The organism is Paractinoplanes bogorensis, assembly GCF_018829635.1.
Taxonomy (GTDB): domain Bacteria; phylum Actinomycetota; class Actinomycetes; order Mycobacteriales; family Micromonosporaceae; genus Actinoplanes; species Actinoplanes bogorensis.
In genome coordinates this window covers 120,880-138,745 of record NZ_JAHKKG010000007.1, presented here as the reverse complement: position 1 = coordinate 138,745, position 17,866 = coordinate 120,880, and the positions used below count along the sequence as shown (strand labels likewise).

Here is a 17,866-nt window from a genome sequence, read left to right as displayed (position 1 = left end):
GACCGTGTGACCGACCCCGAAGACGCCTTCCAGCGACTCTTCGAAGCGCATCACGCCGACCTGTCCCGCCTCGCGTACCTGCTCACCGGTGAGCCGAACGCGGCCGACGACCTGGCGGCGGACGCCTTCGTGGAGATCTGGCGTCATTGGGAGCGGGTGGCCGCGGCGGACAGCCCGCTCGCGTACGCCCGGGGGATCGTGGCCAACCTCGCCCGTCAGTGGATCAGAAGGCGTACCCGGGAACGGGCCGGCCTGCTCGGTCTGGTGATGCGCCGGCCGGGGGCCGAACCCGATGCGACCGCGGTGCTCGACGTGCGGGCCGCGCTGCGCCGGTTGCCGCCGCGGCGCCGGGAGTGCGTGGTGCTGCGCTACGCCTTCGACGTGCCGGAACGGGAGGTGGCGGCGATCCTGGGCATCTCGGTGGGCGCGGTCAAGAGCCAGGCGTCGCGCGGGGCGGCCCAGCTCAGCAACTATCTACGGGATCTGCCGGTGGCTCATGTCGACTGATGACCACGACCTGCGGGACGTGCTGCACGACGAGGCCGGGCGGCATCACCCCGACCGGGACGCGATGCTCGAACGGATCCATCGCGGCCGTACGCGCCGGTCCGGGCGACCGGTGGCGGCGGCGCTGGCCGTGGCGGCCGTGGTCGCGATCGTGGCCGCGGTGCGCCTGCCCGGCACGACCGGCCCGGTGCCGCCGACCGCCGGGGTGCCGAGGCCGGTGCAGGAATATTCAGCCCCTTCGCCCGTACGGGAAAAGGGGTTGGAAGCTGTTGGAAAGCTCGACCCGCACTCCTTCGCCTCCTGGTCGCAGCAGCAGGTGACGCTCGCGACGCGGGAGCGGATCACCCGGCTGGACGTGACGATCCGGATCGCGCGGGGTGAGGGGGTGGCCGACACCGGCCGATGGACGAGCATCCCGGCCGAGATGGTGACGACGTCGGTCGCGGTCGAGCCGAAGGCGCTGGTCTACCGGTTCACGCTGGATCCGGGCGGGACGCTGGCGCCCGGTTCGTACGTGTTCGCGGCCCAGTTCAATCACACCACTTCGCACCCTCTGGCCGGAGACTCCTTTCGGATCACGGCCGGCGCGACGACGCTACGCGGCGGTTTCACGGGGTGAACTCGAGCAGGCGCCGCCCCCGGTGGCGGCGTTCCAGGTCGTCCAGCGCGGCCAGCCGCTTGTCCACGGCGAGCTGGGCCTGGCCGCCCCGCGCGTCCCGGGCCAGCAGCTCGGCCCGGGTCCGGCGCAGCAGCAGACGGTTGGCCGAGTCGCGGTCCTTGGCGGGCAGGCCGACCGCGGCGCCGACGATCTCGGGGTGCTCGACGATCGCCCGGTCCTGCATGAGCGGATGCTGGGCCCGCCACCACGAGGCCTGGCTCCGCGGCTCCCAGCCGGCCAGGGCGAGCAGGCCGGTCTGGTCGTATTCGGGGCGGGTCGCGTCCGGGATGAACTCCTCCCGGTAGTTGTGCTCGTCCAGCTGCTCGGTGGCCCGGCGGTCGGCCTCGACGACCTGGGCCAGGATCTGCCCGATCTGCTGGGCGTACGAGTCGACCGTGGACTGCGTGGCCGCCACCTGGATCGGCACGGTGATCAGCCCGGACCACAGGTCGATCCGTAAACCGGCCCGCTGCGCCTCGGCGACCAGCCCGTGCAGCAGCCGCCGGTTGTGCTCGACCGCGCCGGCGAACTCCCGGATGATCGCGGCGATGGCGACGCAGTGCCCGTACCCGTTGCCCAGCTGCATCCGCAGATCGACCAGCCGGCGCTGGGCCGCCGTCGAGCTGGGCCCGGCCGGCCACACGTGCGGCAGGTCGCGGGTGTGCCGGCCCAGATCCTCGACCGCGGTGTCCAGCGCGAACGCCAGCCGATCCCAGTGCCGGGCGGCGTCCTGAAGCCGCCCGGTGTCGGCCGCGAGCAGCCCCTGCAGCGTTATCGCCACGTGGTCACGCCCCCGGGGTTCCGGCGCTCTGAATCCGGTCGGCCGCACCCGTGTCGGCGGCGCTGAAATCCCCGGCCGCCGCCCGCAGCTGGTGCCCGTAGTCGCGCACGATCGCGGCCAGCCCGTCGATCGTGATCTCCCAGGCCCAGACGGCGCCGATCAGCCCGCCCTCCGTGGTGGCCGAGCCGTCGACCGCCCCACGCCCCACGTCTTCCCAGCCCCGCATCTCGGCCGCCGTCCGGGCCAGCCGATCGGCGACCCCGTCCACGGCGGCGCCCATGGCGCGTACCGCGGGAACATCGATGCCGGTCATGTCGTCCATCGATCAACCACCGTCCGTGTGGGTAGTGATTCCGCTACCCACACGGCTTCGAGGCGTCCGGCGGTTCACCGTCACCGCGACGACGGTTGCCACCAGCGCGGCCGACACCATCACGATCGCCGGGACCAGGGCGGAATCCTCGCCGCCCAGACCGACCAGCGGCGAGACGACCGCGCCGAGCCCGAACTGGCTGAAGCCGAGCAACGCGCTGCCGGTACCGGCGACCGCACGGACGTGACTCATCGCCAGAGCGGCCGACGGGCCGGCCACGCCGCCGTTGGCGCTGACCGCGAAGAAGATCGGGATCGGCAGCGTCCACGCCGGGGCACCGGTCAGCACCAGGATCAGCAGCGTCACCGTGGCCGTGACCTCGAGGGCGAGCGCGCCCAGCACCACGCGGCGGGGTTCCATCCGGCCGACCAGGCGGCTCGCGATCGCCCCGGCGGCGACCAGCCCGCACGCGTTGACGCCGAAGCTGATCCCGTACGCGACCTCGGACAGTCCCACCACCCGCTGATAGAGGAAGGGCGAGGCCGAGATGTAGGCCATCATCATCGCGAACGAACTGGCGAAGACCACCGTGTAGGCCCAGAAGCTGGGGTTTGTCCGCGCTTTGCTGCGTTTTGTTCGCTCCCTGTGTGTCTCGGGCACCACGAACAGCACGGCCAGCAGCATCGCCGCACACAGGCCGGTGACCGTCCACAGCATGCCGCGCCAGCCGATCGGATCGGCCAGCACGCCACCGACCACCGGGGCCAGCACCGGCGCGACCCCGGCCACGGTCATCATCAGCGTCAGCGCGCGGGCGGCGGCCCGCCCGGTGGCCAGATCGGCGATGACGGCCCGCCCGATCACCACGCCACCCGCGCCGGCGAACCCCTGCACGAGCCGGGCACCGATCAGCACCGGCAGGGTGGGCGCGGTCGCCGCCACGATGCCGGCCACCACGCACACGGCCGAACTGACGATCAGCGGCGTCCGCCGGCCGAACCGGTCCGAGATCGTCCCCATGAACAGCTGCCCGAACGCCAGCCCGGCCAGAAACGTGGTGAGCGTGAGCTGCACGCCGGACGCGCTTGCCCCGAGGTCGCCGGCCATGGCTGGCAGCCCCGGCAGATAGAGATCGGTCGCGATCGGCCCGAACGACACCAGCAGGGCCAGCGCCAGCAGCAAACCCGGCCCGATGGTCACCGCCCGAGTCAACCATCCCGGATAGGGTCGCGGGTATGCCGGTCGCTGTCGCCGCTCCCCACCCGGCCGCCGTCGAGGCCGCCCGCACGGCCGTGGCCGCCGGTGGCAATGCCTTCGACGCGGCGCTGGCCGCCGCGGGAGCGCTCGCGGTCGTCTATCCGCACCAGTGCTCGGCCGGCGGCGATCTGGTGGCGATGGTGCGTTCAGACCATTTTCCCGTACGCGCGGTGCTGTCGATCGGCGCCGCCGCGCTCGCGGTCGACGTGGCCGGTCTCGGCGCGGAAATGCCGTGGAACGGCCCGCAGACCGTCACCGTGCCCGGAGTCGTCGCCGGCTGGGCCGCGGTGCACGGGCTCGGGGCGCGGCTTCCGCTCGACGAGTTGCTCGCGCCCGCGATCCGGCTCGCGGCCGACGGCGTCGAGTTCGCGCCCGGCCTGCGAGCGGCGATCGCCCGGGGCCGCAACCGCATCCAGGCCGACCCCGGGCTCGCCGCCGTCATGCTGCGCCCCACACTGGTCCAGCCCTCGCTGGCGGCAACGCTGACCGCGATCGGAAAGGATTGGCAAAACTTCTACACCGGCGACGTCGGTTCCCGTCTGGTGCTCGGCCTGCGCTCGTTGGGCAGCCCGTTGTCGACCGGCGACTTCGCGGCCCACGTGGCCGAGGTCGGCGAGCCCCTGCGCAAGGTGATCGGCGAGGCCACGTGGCACGCCGCCCCGCCGCCGACGCAGGGCGCCACATTTTTGGAGCTGGTCGGCTCCCCCACGCTGCTGGCCGACAGCCGCCGCGCCCAGACCGAGCGGGACGCGTCGCTGGGCGATCCCCGATCCCGCACCCCGGGCGGCGACACGGTGGCCGTGACCGCCGTCGACAGCGACGGGAACGCCGTCACCCTCATCCAGAGCGTGTTCGAGAGCTTCGGCTCGGGAATCCTCGAGCCGTCGACCGGCATCGTGCTGCACAACCGAGGCGCCTCGTTCCGCCTCGACCCGGCTCATCCCGGCCACATCGCTCCCGGCGCGCGGCCGCCGCACACGCTCTGCCCGACCATGGCCACCACACCCGACGGGGTGATCGCGCTGGGCTGCCAGGGCGGCCGTTCCCAGCCGTGGATCCTGGCCCAGGTCGCCGCCGACGCCCTGACCGCAGCCGACCCCGGCGCGCTGGTGGCCCGCCCACGCTGGATCATCCGCGGTGACGAGCTGGTGCTCGAGCCCGGCGTCCCCACACCCTCCGACACCGACGGCCTCACCGTGTCGACCACCGCCGGCCCCCACGACGGCGCGGGCCACGTGCAGCTGTCCCGCTTGCGATCCGGCACCCTCGACGCCGGTAGCGACCCTCGAGCCGACGGCTCGGCCGCTCTCCTGACGTAGGGCGCCCCGGCGCGAACTCGATCGGGGAAAAACCGCGATGCGTTGAACCCGGCCATCTCCCCGGCCGTGGCCAGACCATGAACCTACGCACTCTCGCCACTCGCGTCATCGCCACCGCTGTTCTCGCCGCCGGAACACTGTTCGCCACGTCGGCGCCGGCGTCCGCGTTCTACAACTGCCACCGCGCGATGTGTCTCACGGTCAAGGGCAAGGGCCTGTACGTCGACACGGTGAAATTCGAGCTCCTCGTACCGGCCTCGGTGACCTATCTCGGCCACGTCGAACTCTGGGGACCGGACTTCCACTACGACACCCGGGACCAGACGTTCAAGAACTGGGACCAGCAGAAGCACGCCACCTTCGAGTGGTCCCCGATGTCGATCGGCACGACCTACGCCAACGGCGACAAGATCTGCACCCGGTTCTGGCGGCTCAACAGCCCCGGCAACGGCGGCTACACCGGCACACCTAAGGTCTGCGCCACCATCCACGACTGAGATCCCGTCACCCGTCAACCCGCCCGGACTTCCGGCCCTCGATCAGGTCGGTCAGCAACGGCTGAAGTTCGGGTGGGAACAGGCCGAGCCGCTCGAAGTCGGACGGCTCGGCCCACACCAGCTCGAAACTGTTGGACGGGCCGTTGATCCGGGCCTCGTCGCCGGACAGCACGGCGGTGCCGGTCACGTCGGCCATCAGGAAGTACACGGCCCGCCGCCGGTTGTGCCGACCGGTCCACAGCAGACGGTCGACCGATGCGCGGAGGGTCGTCTCCTCGGCCAGTTCGCGTACGGCGGCATCCTCGTCCGACTCGCCGGACTCGACCCCGCCACCCGGCAGCACGGCGTAGTGATGCCCGGGGCAGGACACCGCGCCCGGCGCGCACATCACGCACGGGCGCGGCTGCCGCAGGTAGCGCTGGACGAGCAGAACCCGGCCGTCCGCGATGACAACCGCGGCGGCACGGGGACGTTGACGAGCCATGCGAGCAAGGATGCCCGATCAGACGGTGACACCGAGGGCGTCGAAGGTGGTCAGCAGTCGGTCGATGTCGTCGTGGGTGGTGCCGAGGCCGAAGCTGACGCGCAGCAGGCCGCCGGTTCCGCACTCGGCAGCGGTTCCGCTGAGCCGCCGCACCAGGGGGTGGGCACAGAACATTCCCGCCCGTACGCCGATGCCGTGCTCGCGGCCGAGCCGATTCGCGACGGTCACCGGGTCGGGTACGGCGTAGGAGACGATGCCGACTCGGGGGCGCGTGCCGCCGAAGACCGTGACGCCCTCGGGCAGCGCGGCCAGCAGGCTCTGCTCGTGCTCGTCGAGCGCGGCCCGGTCGGCCTGCAGCAGCGCCTCGCACACGGCGGCCAGCGCGACCGCGCCGACCAGGTTGGGGGTGCCGCCCTCGTGCCGGGCCGGGCCGGTGGCCCACACGACGTCGCCGGCCGCGTCGCCCACGGACAGGCTCGCGCCGCCGCCGCGCAGGTAGGGTTCGGCCGCGTCGAGCCAGTCGCGGCGCCCGGCCAGCACACCGGCGCCGAACGGGGCGTAGAGCTTGTGCCCCGAGAACGCCACGTAGTCGAAATCGGCCAGCGAGACCGGCGCGTGCGGCGCGAGCTGGGCCGCATCGATCAAGACCCTTCCCCCGTACGCGTGGGTCAGCGCGGCAATGTCATGGACCGGCCAGATCTCACCCGTCACATTGCTCGCCCCGGTCACGGCGACCAGCACCTGCCCGCGTACGCGGGAAAGGGTCTCTCGAAGGGTCTGGACCGGATCGGCGGTGACCGGCAGACGCACCGGCGACGGCCAGGGCAGCAGGTTGGCGTGGTGCTCGCCGTCGAAGACGATCGTCGTGGTGTCCTCGGGCAGGGCACGGGCCAGCAGGTTCAGGGCGTCGGTGGTGTTGCGCGTGAAGATGACCTCGTCGCCGTCGCGGGCCCCGACGAACTCGGCCACCGTCTCGCGGGCCTGCTCGTAGGCGAGGGTCGAGCGCTGCGACCGCAGGCCGGCACCGCGGTGCACGCTGCCGTAATAGGGCAGCAGGTCCCGTACGGCGTCGGCCGCCGCCCGCACACACGGGGCCGAAGCGGCGTAGTCGAGGTGGGTGAAGTCGAGTTCGGCGCCGACGACATCGAGACGGTCGGACATGGGCCTGCCTCCGGAGGCTCGCGCTTGCCCGCACCCGGACGGGCGCGGACCCGGTCTTCACCCGGGGCACCCCATCGCGAACGGAAGGGTTGCCGGCCAGCAAGCCGGGGCTGTGCGCTGGCACTCATGACCTGGCTCGCACTCTATCAGCCGATATCCCACCGCAGGAGTAGGATTCAGGGATGAGCACCCCGGACTGGGCCGAGTGGCACGCCGAACACGAGCGCACCCTGGCCGACCCCCACGGTTTCCTGGCCGTCACCAGCCTCAACTTCCTCGACGCGACGCCGCGGCGCTTCCCGGACGCACCCGGCGAGTGGGCGACCGGCCCGTCCGGCCCCTTCGTTGTTCTGCAAAGCGGCGAATCCCTGACGCTGGACGGGGTCGAGCTCACCGGCCGGCACGAGTTCGGCGTGCTGCCCGAGCGCGGCGGGGTCTTTCCCGTCTCGGGCGACGCCGTCATCGAGGTGGCTCGGCGTGGGGGCTTCGACGTGGTCCGGCCGCGTCACCCTTCGAATCCGCTGCGGGTGGAGTTTCACGGCACGCCGACCTACGCATTTTCGGGTAAGTGGCAGCTGAACGGGCGATTTGTGGCTTATGAGACGCCGCGCGACGTCACCGTAGGAGCGGCCGTCGAGGGTCTGGAACACGTCTACTCGTCGCCGGGCGTGGTCGAGTTCGAGGCGCTGGGCACGCCATTGTCGCTGACCGTCTTCAACGGGCGTACGGCCGGCTCGTTCTTCGCCCTCTTCACCGATGAGACGTCGGGCGTGACGACCTACGCGGCCAACCGCTCGCTGGCCATCGACCCGCCCGCGGCCAACGGCACGGTGACGCTCGACTTCAACCGGGCCACGAACCTGCCGTGCGCGTACACCGACTTCGCCACGTGCCCGCTGCCGCCCGCCGGGAACCGCTTGCCGGTCGCGGTCGAGGCCGGCGAGAAGATCCCGTACGAGCGGGTGGCCTGACATGCTCGACGCGCTGGTGATCGGCGGCGGGGCGATGGGTTCGGCCGCCGCGTGGGCGCTGGCCGGCCGCGGCGCCGACGTGGTGCTGCTGGAACGTTTCGAGCCCGGCCACACCCGCGGCGCCTCACACGGGGCGTCCCGCATCTTCCGGCTCGCGTACGCCGAACCCGACTACATCCGCCTGGCCCGCCGCGCGCTGGAGCTGTGGCGGGAACTCGACCCCGCACTGCTCGAGCTGACCGGCGGTGTCGACCACGGCGCGGTCGGGCTCATCCCCGACGCGTTGGCCGCGGCCGGCGTCCCCGGCGAGTGGCTGCCGCCCGGCGAGGCGGCCGAGCGGTGGCCCGGCCTGCGGTTCGACGGCCCGGTCTTCTTCCACCCGTCGAGCGGCCGGATACACGCCGATCACGCGGTAGCGGCCCTTCAGGCGGGCGCCCGGGCGCGGGGCGCGGTGGTGCGGCACGAGACGCGGGTGCTCTCGGTGACTCCGCGCGGCGACGATCACGTCGAGGTGGTCACCGAGTCGGAGACACTGCACGCCCGGCGCGTGGTGGTGGCGGCCGGCGCGTGGACCTCGAAGCTGCTGCCCGGCCTCCTCGACCTGCGGGTCACCCAGGAGCAGCCGGCCCACTTCGCCCCGCTGGCCTCGTCGTTTCCGAGCTTCATCCACCACCGGGGCGACCGGAGCGTCTACGGCCTGGCCACGCCCGGCGAGGGCATCAAGGTCGGCTTCCACGGCACCGGCCCGGTGGTCGACCCCGACAGCCGCTCGTTCCAGCCCGAGCCGACCGGCATGGCCGAGCTCCGCGACTACGTCCGGGAGTGGATCCCCGGCGCCGACCCCGACGACGCAACCTGGATCAGCTGCACCTATACCAGCACGCCAACCTCGGACTTCATCGTCGACCGGGTGGGGCCGCTGGTCGTGCTGGCCGGTTTCTCGGGCCACGGCTTCAAGTTCACCCCGGCGATCGGCGAGCTGGCCGCCGACCTGGTCGGTCCGCCGCGGTTCCGCATCCCTCAGCGCCAGGTGTATTCGGGTTCGTAGCCGAGCAGGCGCCGGGCCTTGTCGATCGAGAGCAGCGTCTCGTGTTCGCCGAGGTCCTTCTTGAGCGGCAGATCCGGGAACACCTCGGCGGCCAGGGAGGCACTCGACCGGCTCATCACGGTGTCGGCGTTGGCGATGACAAAGACTTCAAGACCGGTTTCCCCGTACGCGAGTGAGCGCCGGACGGCCTGCGCCCCGTCCCGGGCGTCGATGTAACCCCAGGCGTTCCAGCTGCGCATGTGCGGGTCCTCGTCGTACCCCGCGAAGGCGCGATAGTCGTCGGGTTCCATCACGTTGGAGAAACGCAGCCCGATCATCGTCAGCGTCGGATCCCACCGGCAGAACTGGGCCGCCATCTGCTCCTCGAGGTGCTTGGCGAGCGAGTACGACGAGTTGGGCCGGGCCGGATATTCCTCGTCGGCCGGCAGGTAGGGCGGCGGCGTCTCCTCGAACGGCAGACCCAGCACGGTCTCGCTGGACGCCCACACGATCTTCTTGATGCCCGCCGTCCGCGCCGCGGCGAAGACGTTGTAGGTGACCGTGATGTTGTTGTGGAAGGTAGCCGCGTTCGGCAGCAGCCCCGGCGCCGGAATGGCCGCCAGATGCACAACCGCGTCGACCTTGTCGTAGCGGTCGTCAACCCCGGTCAGCGCTCCCACGGCCTGGCCGAAGTCCGACAAATCAGTCTTGGTCCACCGCGCCCTGGGGTCCGCGCCGCCCGCCTGATCCAGGTTGACGACGTCGTTGCCGTGGTCGAGCAGGTCTTTGACAACGGCGCGGCCGAGTTTGCCGCTGCCTCCGGTCACCGCGATACGAGCCATGACCAAGTTCTACTCCGTCGAATTGTCAGGCGAATCACGGGCCGCAGCCTGTGGATAAGTTAGTTCGCCCCTTTTGCGCCGCGTACTTTCTAGGCCAGCCCCCTGGGTGCGGTGGGGTGGGCTAGTTGGGCTCTCAGGGCTGCGGCGATCTCGCCCGCGGCGGCGAGCTGCTCCGGTGTGAGCGCGTCGACGAAGATTTCGCGGATGTCTCGCAGGTGGGGGCGCGTCGCCTCCTGGAAGGCGGCCTGCCCGGCCGGCGCCAGCACCACCTCGGCTCCCCGGTTGTCGGTGGTGCAGTTCTCGCGCCGGATCAGGTCGCGTTTCTCCATGCGGCCCAGGTGATGCGAGACCCGGCTGCGTTCCCAGCCGATCGTCTCGGCCAAGGTTGACGACCGCATGCGGCCGCCGGGTGCCTCGCTCAGCGCCAGCAGCACGGCGTAGTCGCCGGGGGACAGCCCGGACGAGCGCTGCAACCGGGCCGCCAGCGAGGCGCGCACCAGGTCGCCGGTCTCCAGGTAGTCGCGCCAGATTCGCAGCTCGTCCCGAGTGGGGAACCTCCGTGTGCTCACCGCAACATCCTCCTGTAATTGACGTGTCAATCGTAGCGGGCATAATTGACACGTCAATCAGATTGAAGGGTTCATGATGACGGAACTCACCTTCGGCCTCGACACGTTCGGCGACGTGCCGGAGGACGACCAGGGCAACCTTCTCTCCTACGGCGCGGCCATCCGCCAGGTGGTCGACGAGGCCGTGCTCGCCGATGAGCTGGGCGTCGACGTGATCGCGCTGGGCGAGCACCACCGTCCGGAATACGCGATCTCCTCCCCCGAGACCGTGCTCGCGGGCATCGCCGGTAAGACCCGGAACATCCGCCTGGCCTCGGGCGTGACGGTCTTGAGTTCGGATGATCCCGTACGCGTGTTCCAGCGCTTCGCCACCGTCGACGCGCTGTCGAACGGGCGGGCCGAGGTGATCCTGGGCCGTGGCTCGTTCACCGAGTCGTTCCCGCTGTTCGGCTACGACCTCGCCGACTACGACAAGCTCTTCGAGGAGAAGATCGAGCTGTTCGTCAAGCTCCTCGACGAGAAGCCGGTGACCTGGAGCGGCACCACCCGGGCGGCGCTGGAGAACGCCGACGTGTTCCCCAAGACCGACTCCGGCCGCCTCACCACCTGGGTCGGCGTGGGCGGCTCCCCGCAGTCGGTGGTGCGCACCGCGCGGTACGGTCTGCCCCTGATGCTCGCGATCATCGGCGGGGCGCCCGACCGCTTCGCGCCGTACGTCGATCTCTATCGCCGTGCCGCCGAGCAACTGGGCACCGTGGCGCACCCGGTCGGCATGCACTCGCCGGGCTTCATCGCGGACACCGACGAGGAGGCCAAGGAGTTGTTCTACGCGCCCTACAAGGTGATGCGCGACCGGATCGGCGCGCTGCGGGGGTGGCCGCCGCTGCGCAAACAGGAGTTCGAGCACGAGGTCGAGCACGGCTCGCTCTACATCGGCTCGCCCGAGACGGTGGCCCGCAAGATGGCCCGTGCGATCGAGGCGCTGGGCGTCGGCCGGTTCGACATGATCTACACCTTCGGGTCGATGCCGGCCAGTGCCCGGATGCGTGCGGTCGAGCTGTTCGGCACCAAGGTCCTGCCGATGACGCGTGAGCTGCTGGCAGAGACGGCGTGACGAAAGGCGGAGAACGCATGACCACGCTCGGGATCCTCGGCGCGGGCAAGGTGGGGACGGTGCTGGCCCGGCTGGCGGTCGCGGCCGGCTATCGAGTGTTGATCTCGGGCTCGGGCGACCCGGCCAAGATCAGCCTGATCACCAGCGTGCTCGCGCCGGGGGCCGAGCCCACCACCAGCGCCGACGCGGCCGAGCGGGCCGACATCGTGGTGCTCGCCCTCCCGCTGGGCAAGCACCAGACCCTGCCGGTGGCGGCGCTGAGCGGCAAGCTCGTGGTCGACGCCATGAACTACTGGTGGGAGGTCGACGGCATCCGCGACGACCTGACCGACCCGCGCACCTCGTCGAGCGAGATCGTGCAGGCCTTCCTGCCCGGGTCACGGGTGGTCAAGGCGTTCAACCACATGGGCTACCACGACCTCGAGGAGGGCGCGCGGCCCGCCGGCACGCCCGGGCGCAAGGCGATCGCGCTGGCCGGGGACGATCCGGACGCCGTGGACACGGTGGCGAGACTCGTGGACGACCTCGGCTTCGATCCGGTGCGGGCCGGGGCGCTGGCTGAGGGCGTACGGCTGGAACCCGGGTCTGAGGCTTTTGGGGCCAATGAGGCGGCGAGTGAACTGGGGGCGATGCTCGACCGGTTCCCCGCCTCGGAGCGCGGCCGTGTGGTATCGGAAGCTCGTGGTGGGGGACACGCCGGATAGGACCTCCCAGAGGGCACAACGCGCGCAGAATGAGCCGGTGAGCCAAGAGGTGCCCGAAACGGCGACTCCCCATGTCCACCACGCCAACCACCCGCTGAAGGCGGCCGTGGTGCTGGGAGCGCTCGGTGTCGTCTACGGCGACATCGGCACGAGCCCGATCTACACCCTGCAGACGATCTTCAACCCGGCCGACCCGCATCCGGTGCCGATCAGCGACGGCAACATCCTCGGCGTGGTGTCGACGATCTTCTGGTCCGTGATGATCATCGTGACGCTCACCTACATCACGCTGGTGATGCGGGTGAACAACGACGGCGAGGGCGGCATCATGGCCCTCATCACGCTGCTGCGCCGCTGGGGCTCGTCCAACCGGCGGCGCGGGGCGGTGATCCTGGCCGCGCTGGGCATCTTCGGCGCCTCGCTGTTCTTCGGCGACAGCATGATCACCCCGGCCATCTCGGTGCTCTCGGCGATCGAGGGGCTGGAGACCGTACGGCCCGGCTTCGAGAGCTGGGTCGTCCCGATCACGGCCGTGATCATCGTGGTGCTGTTCTCGTTCCAGCGGCACGGCACGGCGACGGTCGGCCGCTTCTTCGGGCCGATCATGGTCACCTGGTTCACGGTGCTCGGTGTGGCCGGCATCGGCGGCATCGTCCACGAGCCCCGCATTCTCGAGGCGCTGTCCCCGACGTTCGCGATCGGGTTCCTGGCCGGCAACTTCCACATCGCGTTCTTCGCGCTGGCCGCCATCGTGCTGGCGGTCACCGGCGCCGAGGCGATCTATGCGGACATGGGCCACTTCGGGCGCCGGGCGATCGTGATCGGCTGGCTCGGCCTGGTGCTGCCCGCGTCCACGCTGAACTATCTGGGCCAGGGCGCCCTCCTGCTCGGCGACAACAGCAAGCTGTCCAGCCCGTTCTTCCTGCTCGTGCCCGACTGGGCCCGGCTGCCGCTGGTCATCCTGGCCACCGCGGCCACCGTGATCGCGGCCCAGGCGGTCATCACCGGCGCCTACTCGGTGGCGTCGCAGGCCGGCCAGCTCGGCTATCTGCCCCGCCTGCGCATCGCGCACACCTCGGAGTCGACGATCGGCCAGATCTACGTCCCGTGGATCAACTGGCTGCTGATGATCGCGGTGCTCGTGCTGGTGTTCGCGTTCCGCAGCTCGGCCGCGCTGGCCTACGCGTACGGGATGGCCGTGGTCGGCACGATCACCATCACCACGCTGCTGTTCCTGTATTTCGCCCGGGTCCGCTGGCACTCGCCGAAATGGCTGGTCATCGGCGGTGGCGGCCTGCTGCTGGCGATCGACCTGTTGTTCGTCAGCGCCAACCTGACCAAGCTCGTGCACGGCGCCTGGCTGCCGCTGCTGATCGGTGTCATCGCCTTCACGGTGATGACCACGTGGCAGCGCGGCCGCCAGATCGTCACCGCCGAGCGCGACAAGGCCGAGGGTTCACTGCGTGAGTTCGTCGACGAGCTGCAGACCCAGAAGCCCCCTCTGACCCGGGTGCCCGGCACGGCGATCTTCCTGAACCGGGGCAAACAGACCGCCCCGCTCGCCCTGCGGGCCAACGTCGAGCACAACCACGTCCGCCACGACCACGTGATCATCCTGTCGATCGAGACCCTGCCGGTCCCCCGCCTGGCCGACGACCAGCGCATCATGATCGACGACCTGGGTTACGCGGGCGACGGCATCACCCACGTGGCCGCCCGCTACGGCTATATGGAGACGCCCGACGTCCCCCACCTGCTACGCATGCTCAAGGCCGAGCAGACCGAGGGCGCGATCTCGGTCGAAGAGGCGTCCTACTTCCTGTCCAAGATCGAACTGGCCCGCGGCGACTCGCACACCATGGCCCCGTGGCGGAAGCGCCTGTTCATCGCCACGTCCTACATCACCGCCGACGCGGCCGAATACTTCAGTCTGCCCCGCGACCGCACGGTGATCATGGGCTCCCGCATCGACGTCTGAGCGATCAGGCGGCTTCCGCTTCCAGGCGCGGGGCGAAGAAGCGCAGGGTGGCCTCGGTCTTGGTCACCTGCGGTTCGTCGTCGGGCATGATCCCGTACGCCCGCAGCGCGCTCGACGTCTCGTCGGCCACCTCGAAGACCCGGGACGACGAGCAGCGGGTGGACAGTTCGGCGATCACCGAGCCGTCGGGGAAGCGCCACCGTTCGGCGACCAGCGGATGGTCGAGTGCGGCCAGGGTCAGCCGGCACCGCCGCACCTCGACCGGGCCGAACACCTGCAGAGCGGTCAAGGGCGTTTTCCCGTACGCCGTGAGCAGGCGCCTCTGCTGCGCGGACAGAAGCCGGGTCAACGATTTGCCGGACGCCACCGTGCGATCCACCTCGCTGCGGCCGAGGGTTCGCTTGAGCGCGCCCGAGCAGGCGTAGTTGTCGGGCAGCGCGTCGATCTCGACCGCGAAGTCGTCGTCGCGGCGCAGCCACCCCGGCGTCTTGGGCAGCACCGGGCGGCGGAGCTTGACGACGGCGTCGCCGGGCCGGCCCTTGGTGCTGCGGACCCGGACGATCAGACCGCGCTTGCGCAAGGCCAGGCCGGGGGTGTCGAGGAAGTAGACCGTACGGGAAACGCCGTTTCGGAGATCCGCACCGAGCGTGGCCAGGTCGGCCGGAGAGACGGCCACCTTGAGCTCGACCTTCGGCACCTTTCCGATCTCGGGTGGCTGCCAGAAACACGTGGTCATGACCGCTTCAGTCACTGCTGTCCTCTACCCCGGTTCCCCTACGCTCGTTAACTTGCCGTTTACCTTAGTGGCGCGTTCGATTTACCTCAAAGCCGCAAGTCAGCCATGCTACCGGCGGGGTACCCGAACATCACCTGCCCTAACGTGTGATCTGAAGCCCCCCAACGGCAGCCTGCGGCTGTCCATGAGGGGAATGGCGCAGATCACGTGCCCTGGACGGGGAAGAGCCACTCCAGCGCGGCGAGGCCGTTCCGCACATATCGGTCGACGCCGTACGCCAGGTCTTCCAGCACACTGCATCGGGCGTAGAAGAGGGCCCGCTCGGCGATGTCGTCGCGGGGGCGGATCGCGGCCGGGCCGAGATCGCGCAGGAGCAGGGCAAAGTCGTAGGCCGGATCGGCGAACGCGGCGTCGCTCCAGTCGAGGATCCCGGTCACGGCGCCGGAATCGTCGACCAGGACGTGCTCGGCGCCCAGATCGTTGTGCGAGAACACCAGCTCGTAGCCGCCGGCCGGTGGAGGGGCGGCCAGGAACGCCTCGATCCGGCCGTGGAAAACGGCCGGAATGATGGCGGCAACCTCGGCGTAGAACTCGGCCGCCTCGCTCAGCCACTCGCCGCCCGGCAGGTCGTCCTCCTCGACCAGGCCCTCGAAGAGCGAGACGGGCGCCGCGTGCAACACCTCGAGCAGCCGGTTCAACGGCGCGGCGCAACCCGACCGCTGCGGCCACGGGAGATCGAGCAGGGAGGTGCCGGGCAGTTTCCGGTACGCCAGACATCCGCGCGCCGCATCCGCGAAGATCGGCGTCGGCACCGGCACCGGCGACAACCCGGCGACCACGGTGAGCAACCGGGCCTCGCGGTCCGACCCGGCCGCTTTACTGAACCGGACGATCAGCTCACCGTCGACCTCGTATGCGATGTTGTCGAGGCCCTCGCCCAGCCGGGCGATCGTCCGCGCCGGATAGCCGGCCGCACGCGCCACGCTGGCGACCTCGACCACATCACGACTCTCCGGAATCCCCGACACGGTCACCACTCAGCCGAAGGCAAAATGGTCCGTGGCACCACGAATGTGCCAGCGGCTGGTCGCGGTCGGGTAGGCGCGAGTCGTGTACGGCGTGGCGGTGCCGTCGAAGATTTCCACCATCGAGCCGTCGACCAGCACTCGGGGTGGCTGGAGTGCGGACGCCGGCACCTCGAACTCCGCCACCAGGGTGTCGTCCAGCCACAACTCGGCCGGGCCGGGGCCGAGCAACGCCTCGAAACAAAGACCGGGTGCCGACAAGCCGTCCGTACGAGGGCCGCGTAAGCCGTCCAGTTCGCGCGCCGGGCGGGAGATCAGGACGTCGCCGGCCAGGGTCAGTTCGCGGGCGTAGGTGAGGCAGCCGGCCCAGCCGTGCTCGGCCGGGTCACGGCCGAGCTCCCACGACCAGGCCCACATCAGCACCCGGTCGTCCATCGCCAGCACCTGCGGCGCGTAGAAGGCCGGCCCCCGGTCGACCAGCCCGCCGGTCACCGGCCGGAACCGCGGGCCGGGCCAGGTCAGGTCGCCGACCAGGTAGCGCACGCCGGTCAGCTCGCCGTCGTTCCAGAGCGACACCAGCAGCACCCACCGGTCGCCGAAGCGGATCAGGTTGGGGCACTCCCAGATCTCGGCCGGGGCCAGCGGATGAGCGTCGAGCAGCGTGCCGAGCGGCTCCCACGACGTGAGGTCGTCACATCCGTACAGGAGGAGGTCTCGTCCGCCCTGGATCGCGTAGCGGTGCCCGTCGACCGTGAAGACGAACGGGTCCCGTACGCGATCGAGCGGCGGAACGACCGGCGTCGAGCTCTGCTCCCAGCGCCCCGAAGAACCTCGCGCCAGCAACACCGCAGCTCGGTGGGACTCGTCGGCGACCGCGCTGTAGACGGCCGTCGGCACTCCCCCGTCGTCGACGACACAACCGGTCCAGCACCCGTACGCATCCAGTTCGCCCGCCCGCGGCACCAGCGCGATCGGCTCGGACCGCCAGGACACGAGGTCGGCCGAGCTCATGTGTCCCCAGGTGATCCGGTCGTGCACGGGCTCGTCCGGGTTGTGCTGGAAGAACACGTGGTAGCGCCCGTCGAAGTACGAGCAGCCGTTCGGATCGTTGACCCAGCCTCGATCGGGCCGGCCGTGGAAGCGGGGGAACGCCGGATCCGGGTGCACAGGACTACCGTACGGCGGAACCGGACCCTATGTTCGAGAGGTGAGGCCTGAGCAGGGCAAGGACGCGATCGCGGACGAATACCGCGATCTGCGGCTGGCGCCCGTGCTGCGGCGGCTGCTGCGGCACACGGCGCGGCTCACCGGCTCGGCCGCGGGCAGTGTCTCGCTGGTCGACGCCGAGGCGGGTCAGTACACGAAGGCCGCCGAGTACGGCGCGCTGTGCCGGCTCGGTGACACGTTCCCGCTCGACGAGGGCGCCACCGGGCGGGCCTTCGCGCGGCGCCGGCCGGTGGTCATCGCCGAGTACGGGCAACTGCGCGCCGGTCATCTGGCCGGTTCCGATCCGGTGCGGCGGGGTCCGGCCGCGGCGGTGCCGATCTGGTGGCGCGGCGACGTGATCGCGGTCAGCGTGACCTTCGCGCCGCGGGCCGGCGAGTTCACCACGCGCGACGTCGATGATCTCGAAGTGCTGACCCAGACCGTGGCGGCGGCCATCGTCCGGGCGGATCGTCCCGGACTTCGATCACCGCTGACCGCGCGTGAGGCCGACGTGCTCGAGCTGATGTGGCTGGGCCTGACCTACCGTGAGATCGCGACCCGGCTGGGACTCTCGCCGAAAACCGTGGAGAAACATGTCGGTGCCATCATGCGGAAGACGGGCGCCTCGAACCGGACCGCGGCGGTGGTGACCGCGCTCGACTGCGGCTGGCTCGGCCTGGGGGATTCACCCCATACCGCGTGAGGGTGATCGTGGCT

Annotated in this window: 20 protein-coding genes and 1 riboswitch; of the genes, 10 read left to right on the top strand and 10 right to left on the bottom strand. The window is 70.7% G+C overall.

Annotated elements, in window-relative coordinates; genetic code table 11:
* Positions 1 to 6 precede the first annotated feature (6 nt).
* Both KOI35_RS23150 and KOI35_RS23145 read left to right on the top strand, forming a co-directional pair.
* Complete coding sequence (locus tag KOI35_RS23150) at positions 7 to 507, top strand: SigE family RNA polymerase sigma factor (RefSeq protein ID WP_215789925.1); 501 nt, start codon at positions 7 to 9, stop codon at positions 505 to 507.
* Positions 497 to 1,126 carry a hypothetical protein gene (locus tag KOI35_RS23145; RefSeq protein WP_215789923.1) on the top strand — a complete coding sequence of 210 codons (630 nt, stop codon included), beginning with the start codon at positions 497 to 499 and terminating at the stop codon, positions 1,124 to 1,126. Before KOI35_RS23150 ends, KOI35_RS23145 begins: the two co-directional genes overlap by 11 nt.
* Here the strand turns inward: KOI35_RS23145 and KOI35_RS23140 are convergent.
* From KOI35_RS23140 to KOI35_RS23130, 3 genes are read right to left on the bottom strand one after another with little or no spacing between them, the layout of a single operon-like run.
* Positions 1,116 to 1,946, bottom strand: a complete 831-nt coding sequence (locus KOI35_RS23140) for a hypothetical protein (RefSeq protein ID WP_215789921.1) — start codon at positions 1,944 to 1,946, stop codon at positions 1,116 to 1,118. The genes KOI35_RS23145 and KOI35_RS23140 overlap by 11 nt on opposite strands.
* A 4-nt stretch (positions 1,947 to 1,950) precedes the next feature.
* Positions 1,951 to 2,268, bottom strand: a complete 318-nt coding sequence (locus KOI35_RS23135) for a hypothetical protein (protein ID WP_215789919.1) — start codon at positions 2,266 to 2,268, stop codon at positions 1,951 to 1,953.
* A gap of 3 nt (positions 2,269 to 2,271) precedes the next feature.
* Positions 2,272 to 3,459, bottom strand: a complete 1,188-nt coding sequence (locus KOI35_RS23130) for a multidrug effflux MFS transporter (RefSeq protein ID WP_215789917.1) — start codon at positions 3,457 to 3,459, stop codon at positions 2,272 to 2,274.
* Between the two features lie 35 nt (positions 3,460 to 3,494).
* Between KOI35_RS23130 and KOI35_RS23125 the strand changes: the two genes are divergently transcribed.
* Positions 3,495 to 4,835, top strand: a complete 1,341-nt coding sequence (locus tag KOI35_RS23125; protein ID WP_215789915.1) for a gamma-glutamyltransferase — start codon at positions 3,495 to 3,497, stop codon at positions 4,833 to 4,835.
* Positions 4,836 to 4,912: 77 nt separating this feature from the next.
* Positions 4,913 to 5,332 carry a hypothetical protein gene (locus KOI35_RS23120; RefSeq protein WP_215789912.1) on the top strand — a complete coding sequence of 140 codons (420 nt, stop codon included), beginning with the start codon at positions 4,913 to 4,915 and terminating at the stop codon, positions 5,330 to 5,332.
* A gap of 7 nt (positions 5,333 to 5,339) precedes the next feature.
* Here the strand turns inward: KOI35_RS23120 and KOI35_RS23115 are convergent, their stop codons facing one another.
* The gene (locus KOI35_RS23115; RefSeq protein WP_215789910.1) at positions 5,340 to 5,816 is read right to left on the bottom strand and encodes an NUDIX domain-containing protein; all 477 of its coding nucleotides are present in this window, start codon (positions 5,814 to 5,816) and stop codon (positions 5,340 to 5,342) included.
* Positions 5,817 to 5,834: 18 nt separating this feature from the next.
* The gene (locus tag KOI35_RS23110) at positions 5,835 to 6,977 is read right to left on the bottom strand and encodes an aminotransferase class V-fold PLP-dependent enzyme (RefSeq protein ID WP_215789907.1); all 1,143 of its coding nucleotides are present in this window, start codon (positions 6,975 to 6,977) and stop codon (positions 5,835 to 5,837) included.
* A 15-nt stretch (positions 6,978 to 6,992) separates the two neighbouring features.
* A riboswitch (SAM riboswitch) is annotated at positions 6,993 to 7,109 on the bottom strand.
* 50 nt (positions 7,110 to 7,159) lie between these two features.
* Here KOI35_RS23110 and KOI35_RS23105 point away from each other — a divergent pair.
* Both KOI35_RS23105 and KOI35_RS23100 read left to right on the top strand, forming a co-directional pair.
* Positions 7,160 to 7,948 carry a DUF1684 domain-containing protein gene (locus KOI35_RS23105; RefSeq protein WP_215789905.1) on the top strand — a complete coding sequence of 263 codons (789 nt, stop codon included), beginning with the start codon at positions 7,160 to 7,162 and terminating at the stop codon, positions 7,946 to 7,948.
* A 1-nt stretch (position 7,949) separates the two neighbouring features.
* Positions 7,950 to 8,996: an FAD-dependent oxidoreductase gene (locus tag KOI35_RS23100; RefSeq protein ID WP_215789903.1), complete on the top strand. Its 1,047-nt coding sequence runs from the start codon at positions 7,950 to 7,952 to the stop codon at positions 8,994 to 8,996.
* Here the strand turns inward: KOI35_RS23100 and KOI35_RS23095 are convergent.
* Together KOI35_RS23095 and KOI35_RS23090 are read right to left on the bottom strand one after the other, a co-directional pair.
* Complete coding sequence (locus tag KOI35_RS23095) at positions 8,969 to 9,817, bottom strand: NAD-dependent epimerase/dehydratase family protein (protein WP_215789901.1); 849 nt, start codon at positions 9,815 to 9,817, stop codon at positions 8,969 to 8,971. The two genes, KOI35_RS23100 and KOI35_RS23095, sit on opposite strands and share 28 nt — an antisense overlap.
* 89 nt (positions 9,818 to 9,906) lie before the next feature.
* Positions 9,907 to 10,386: a MarR family winged helix-turn-helix transcriptional regulator gene (locus KOI35_RS23090; RefSeq protein WP_215789899.1), complete on the bottom strand. Its 480-nt coding sequence runs from the start codon at positions 10,384 to 10,386 to the stop codon at positions 9,907 to 9,909.
* 76 nt (positions 10,387 to 10,462) lie between these two features.
* Here KOI35_RS23090 and KOI35_RS23085 point away from each other — a divergent pair, with 76 nt between their 5' ends.
* Genes KOI35_RS23085 through KOI35_RS23075 form a run of 3 tightly spaced genes read left to right on the top strand, consistent with a single transcriptional unit; the run spans position 10,463 to position 14,182 of the window.
* Positions 10,463 to 11,500: an LLM class flavin-dependent oxidoreductase gene (locus KOI35_RS23085; protein ID WP_215790813.1), complete on the top strand. Its 1,038-nt coding sequence runs from the start codon at positions 10,463 to 10,465 to the stop codon at positions 11,498 to 11,500.
* Between the two features lie 17 nt (positions 11,501 to 11,517).
* On the top strand, positions 11,518 to 12,204 hold the full coding sequence (locus KOI35_RS23080) for an NADPH-dependent F420 reductase (RefSeq protein WP_215789896.1): 687 nt from the start codon (positions 11,518 to 11,520) through the stop codon (positions 12,202 to 12,204).
* Positions 12,205 to 12,241: 37 nt separating this feature from the next.
* On the top strand, positions 12,242 to 14,182 hold the full coding sequence (locus KOI35_RS23075; protein ID WP_308121126.1) for a potassium transporter Kup: 1,941 nt from the start codon (positions 12,242 to 12,244) through the stop codon (positions 14,180 to 14,182).
* Positions 14,183 to 14,186: 4 nt separating this feature from the next.
* On the opposite strand, the gene KOI35_RS23070 is transcribed toward KOI35_RS23075, so the two are convergent.
* The 3 genes from KOI35_RS23070 to KOI35_RS23060 form a co-directional block, all read right to left on the bottom strand.
* Positions 14,187 to 14,933, bottom strand: a complete 747-nt coding sequence (locus KOI35_RS23070) for a CYTH domain-containing protein (protein WP_215789892.1) — start codon at positions 14,931 to 14,933, stop codon at positions 14,187 to 14,189.
* A gap of 188 nt (positions 14,934 to 15,121) precedes the next feature.
* Positions 15,122 to 15,919 (bottom strand): phosphotransferase family protein, encoded by a 798-nt coding sequence (locus KOI35_RS23065; protein ID WP_308121125.1) that lies wholly within the window; start codon positions 15,917 to 15,919, stop codon positions 15,122 to 15,124.
* Positions 15,920 to 15,955: 36 nt separating this feature from the next.
* Positions 15,956 to 17,110: a glycoside hydrolase family 32 protein gene (locus tag KOI35_RS23060; protein ID WP_215789890.1), complete on the bottom strand. Its 1,155-nt coding sequence runs from the start codon at positions 17,108 to 17,110 to the stop codon at positions 15,956 to 15,958.
* 40 nt (positions 17,111 to 17,150) lie between these two features.
* Here KOI35_RS23060 and KOI35_RS23055 point away from each other — a divergent pair, with 40 nt between their 5' ends.
* A complete protein-coding gene (locus tag KOI35_RS23055; protein WP_215789887.1) occupies positions 17,151 to 17,852 on the top strand; it encodes a helix-turn-helix transcriptional regulator in 702 nt (233 codons plus the stop codon).
* The last annotated feature ends 14 nt before the right edge of the window (positions 17,853 to 17,866 follow it).

What these genes read in the sequence shown, in the direction of transcription:
- KOI35_RS23110 (WP_215789907.1), bottom strand. Translation starts at nt 6,977, where the DNA reads ATGTCCGACCGTCTCGATGTCGTCGGCGCCGAACTCGACTTCACCCAC.
- KOI35_RS23120 (WP_215789912.1), top strand. Translation starts at nt 4,913, where the DNA reads ATGAACCTACGCACTCTCGCCACTCGCGTCATCGCCACCGCTGTTCTC.
- KOI35_RS23100 (WP_215789903.1), top strand. Translation starts at nt 7,950, where the DNA reads ATGCTCGACGCGCTGGTGATCGGCGGCGGGGCGATGGGTTCGGCCGCC.
- KOI35_RS23105 (WP_215789905.1), top strand. Translation starts at nt 7,160, where the DNA reads ATGAGCACCCCGGACTGGGCCGAGTGGCACGCCGAACACGAGCGCACC.
- KOI35_RS23080 (WP_215789896.1), top strand. Translation starts at nt 11,518, where the DNA reads ATGACCACGCTCGGGATCCTCGGCGCGGGCAAGGTGGGGACGGTGCTG.
- KOI35_RS23125 (WP_215789915.1), top strand. Translation starts at nt 3,495, where the DNA reads ATGCCGGTCGCTGTCGCCGCTCCCCACCCGGCCGCCGTCGAGGCCGCC.
- KOI35_RS23085 (WP_215790813.1), top strand. Translation starts at nt 10,463, where the DNA reads ATGACGGAACTCACCTTCGGCCTCGACACGTTCGGCGACGTGCCGGAG.
- KOI35_RS23145 (WP_215789923.1), top strand. Translation starts at nt 497, where the DNA reads ATGTCGACTGATGACCACGACCTGCGGGACGTGCTGCACGACGAGGCC.
- KOI35_RS23095 (WP_215789901.1), bottom strand. Translation starts at nt 9,817, where the DNA reads ATGGCTCGTATCGCGGTGACCGGAGGCAGCGGCAAACTCGGCCGCGCC.
- KOI35_RS23115 (WP_215789910.1), bottom strand. Translation starts at nt 5,816, where the DNA reads ATGGCTCGTCAACGTCCCCGTGCCGCCGCGGTTGTCATCGCGGACGGC.
- KOI35_RS23135 (WP_215789919.1), bottom strand. Translation starts at nt 2,268, where the DNA reads ATGGACGACATGACCGGCATCGATGTTCCCGCGGTACGCGCCATGGGC.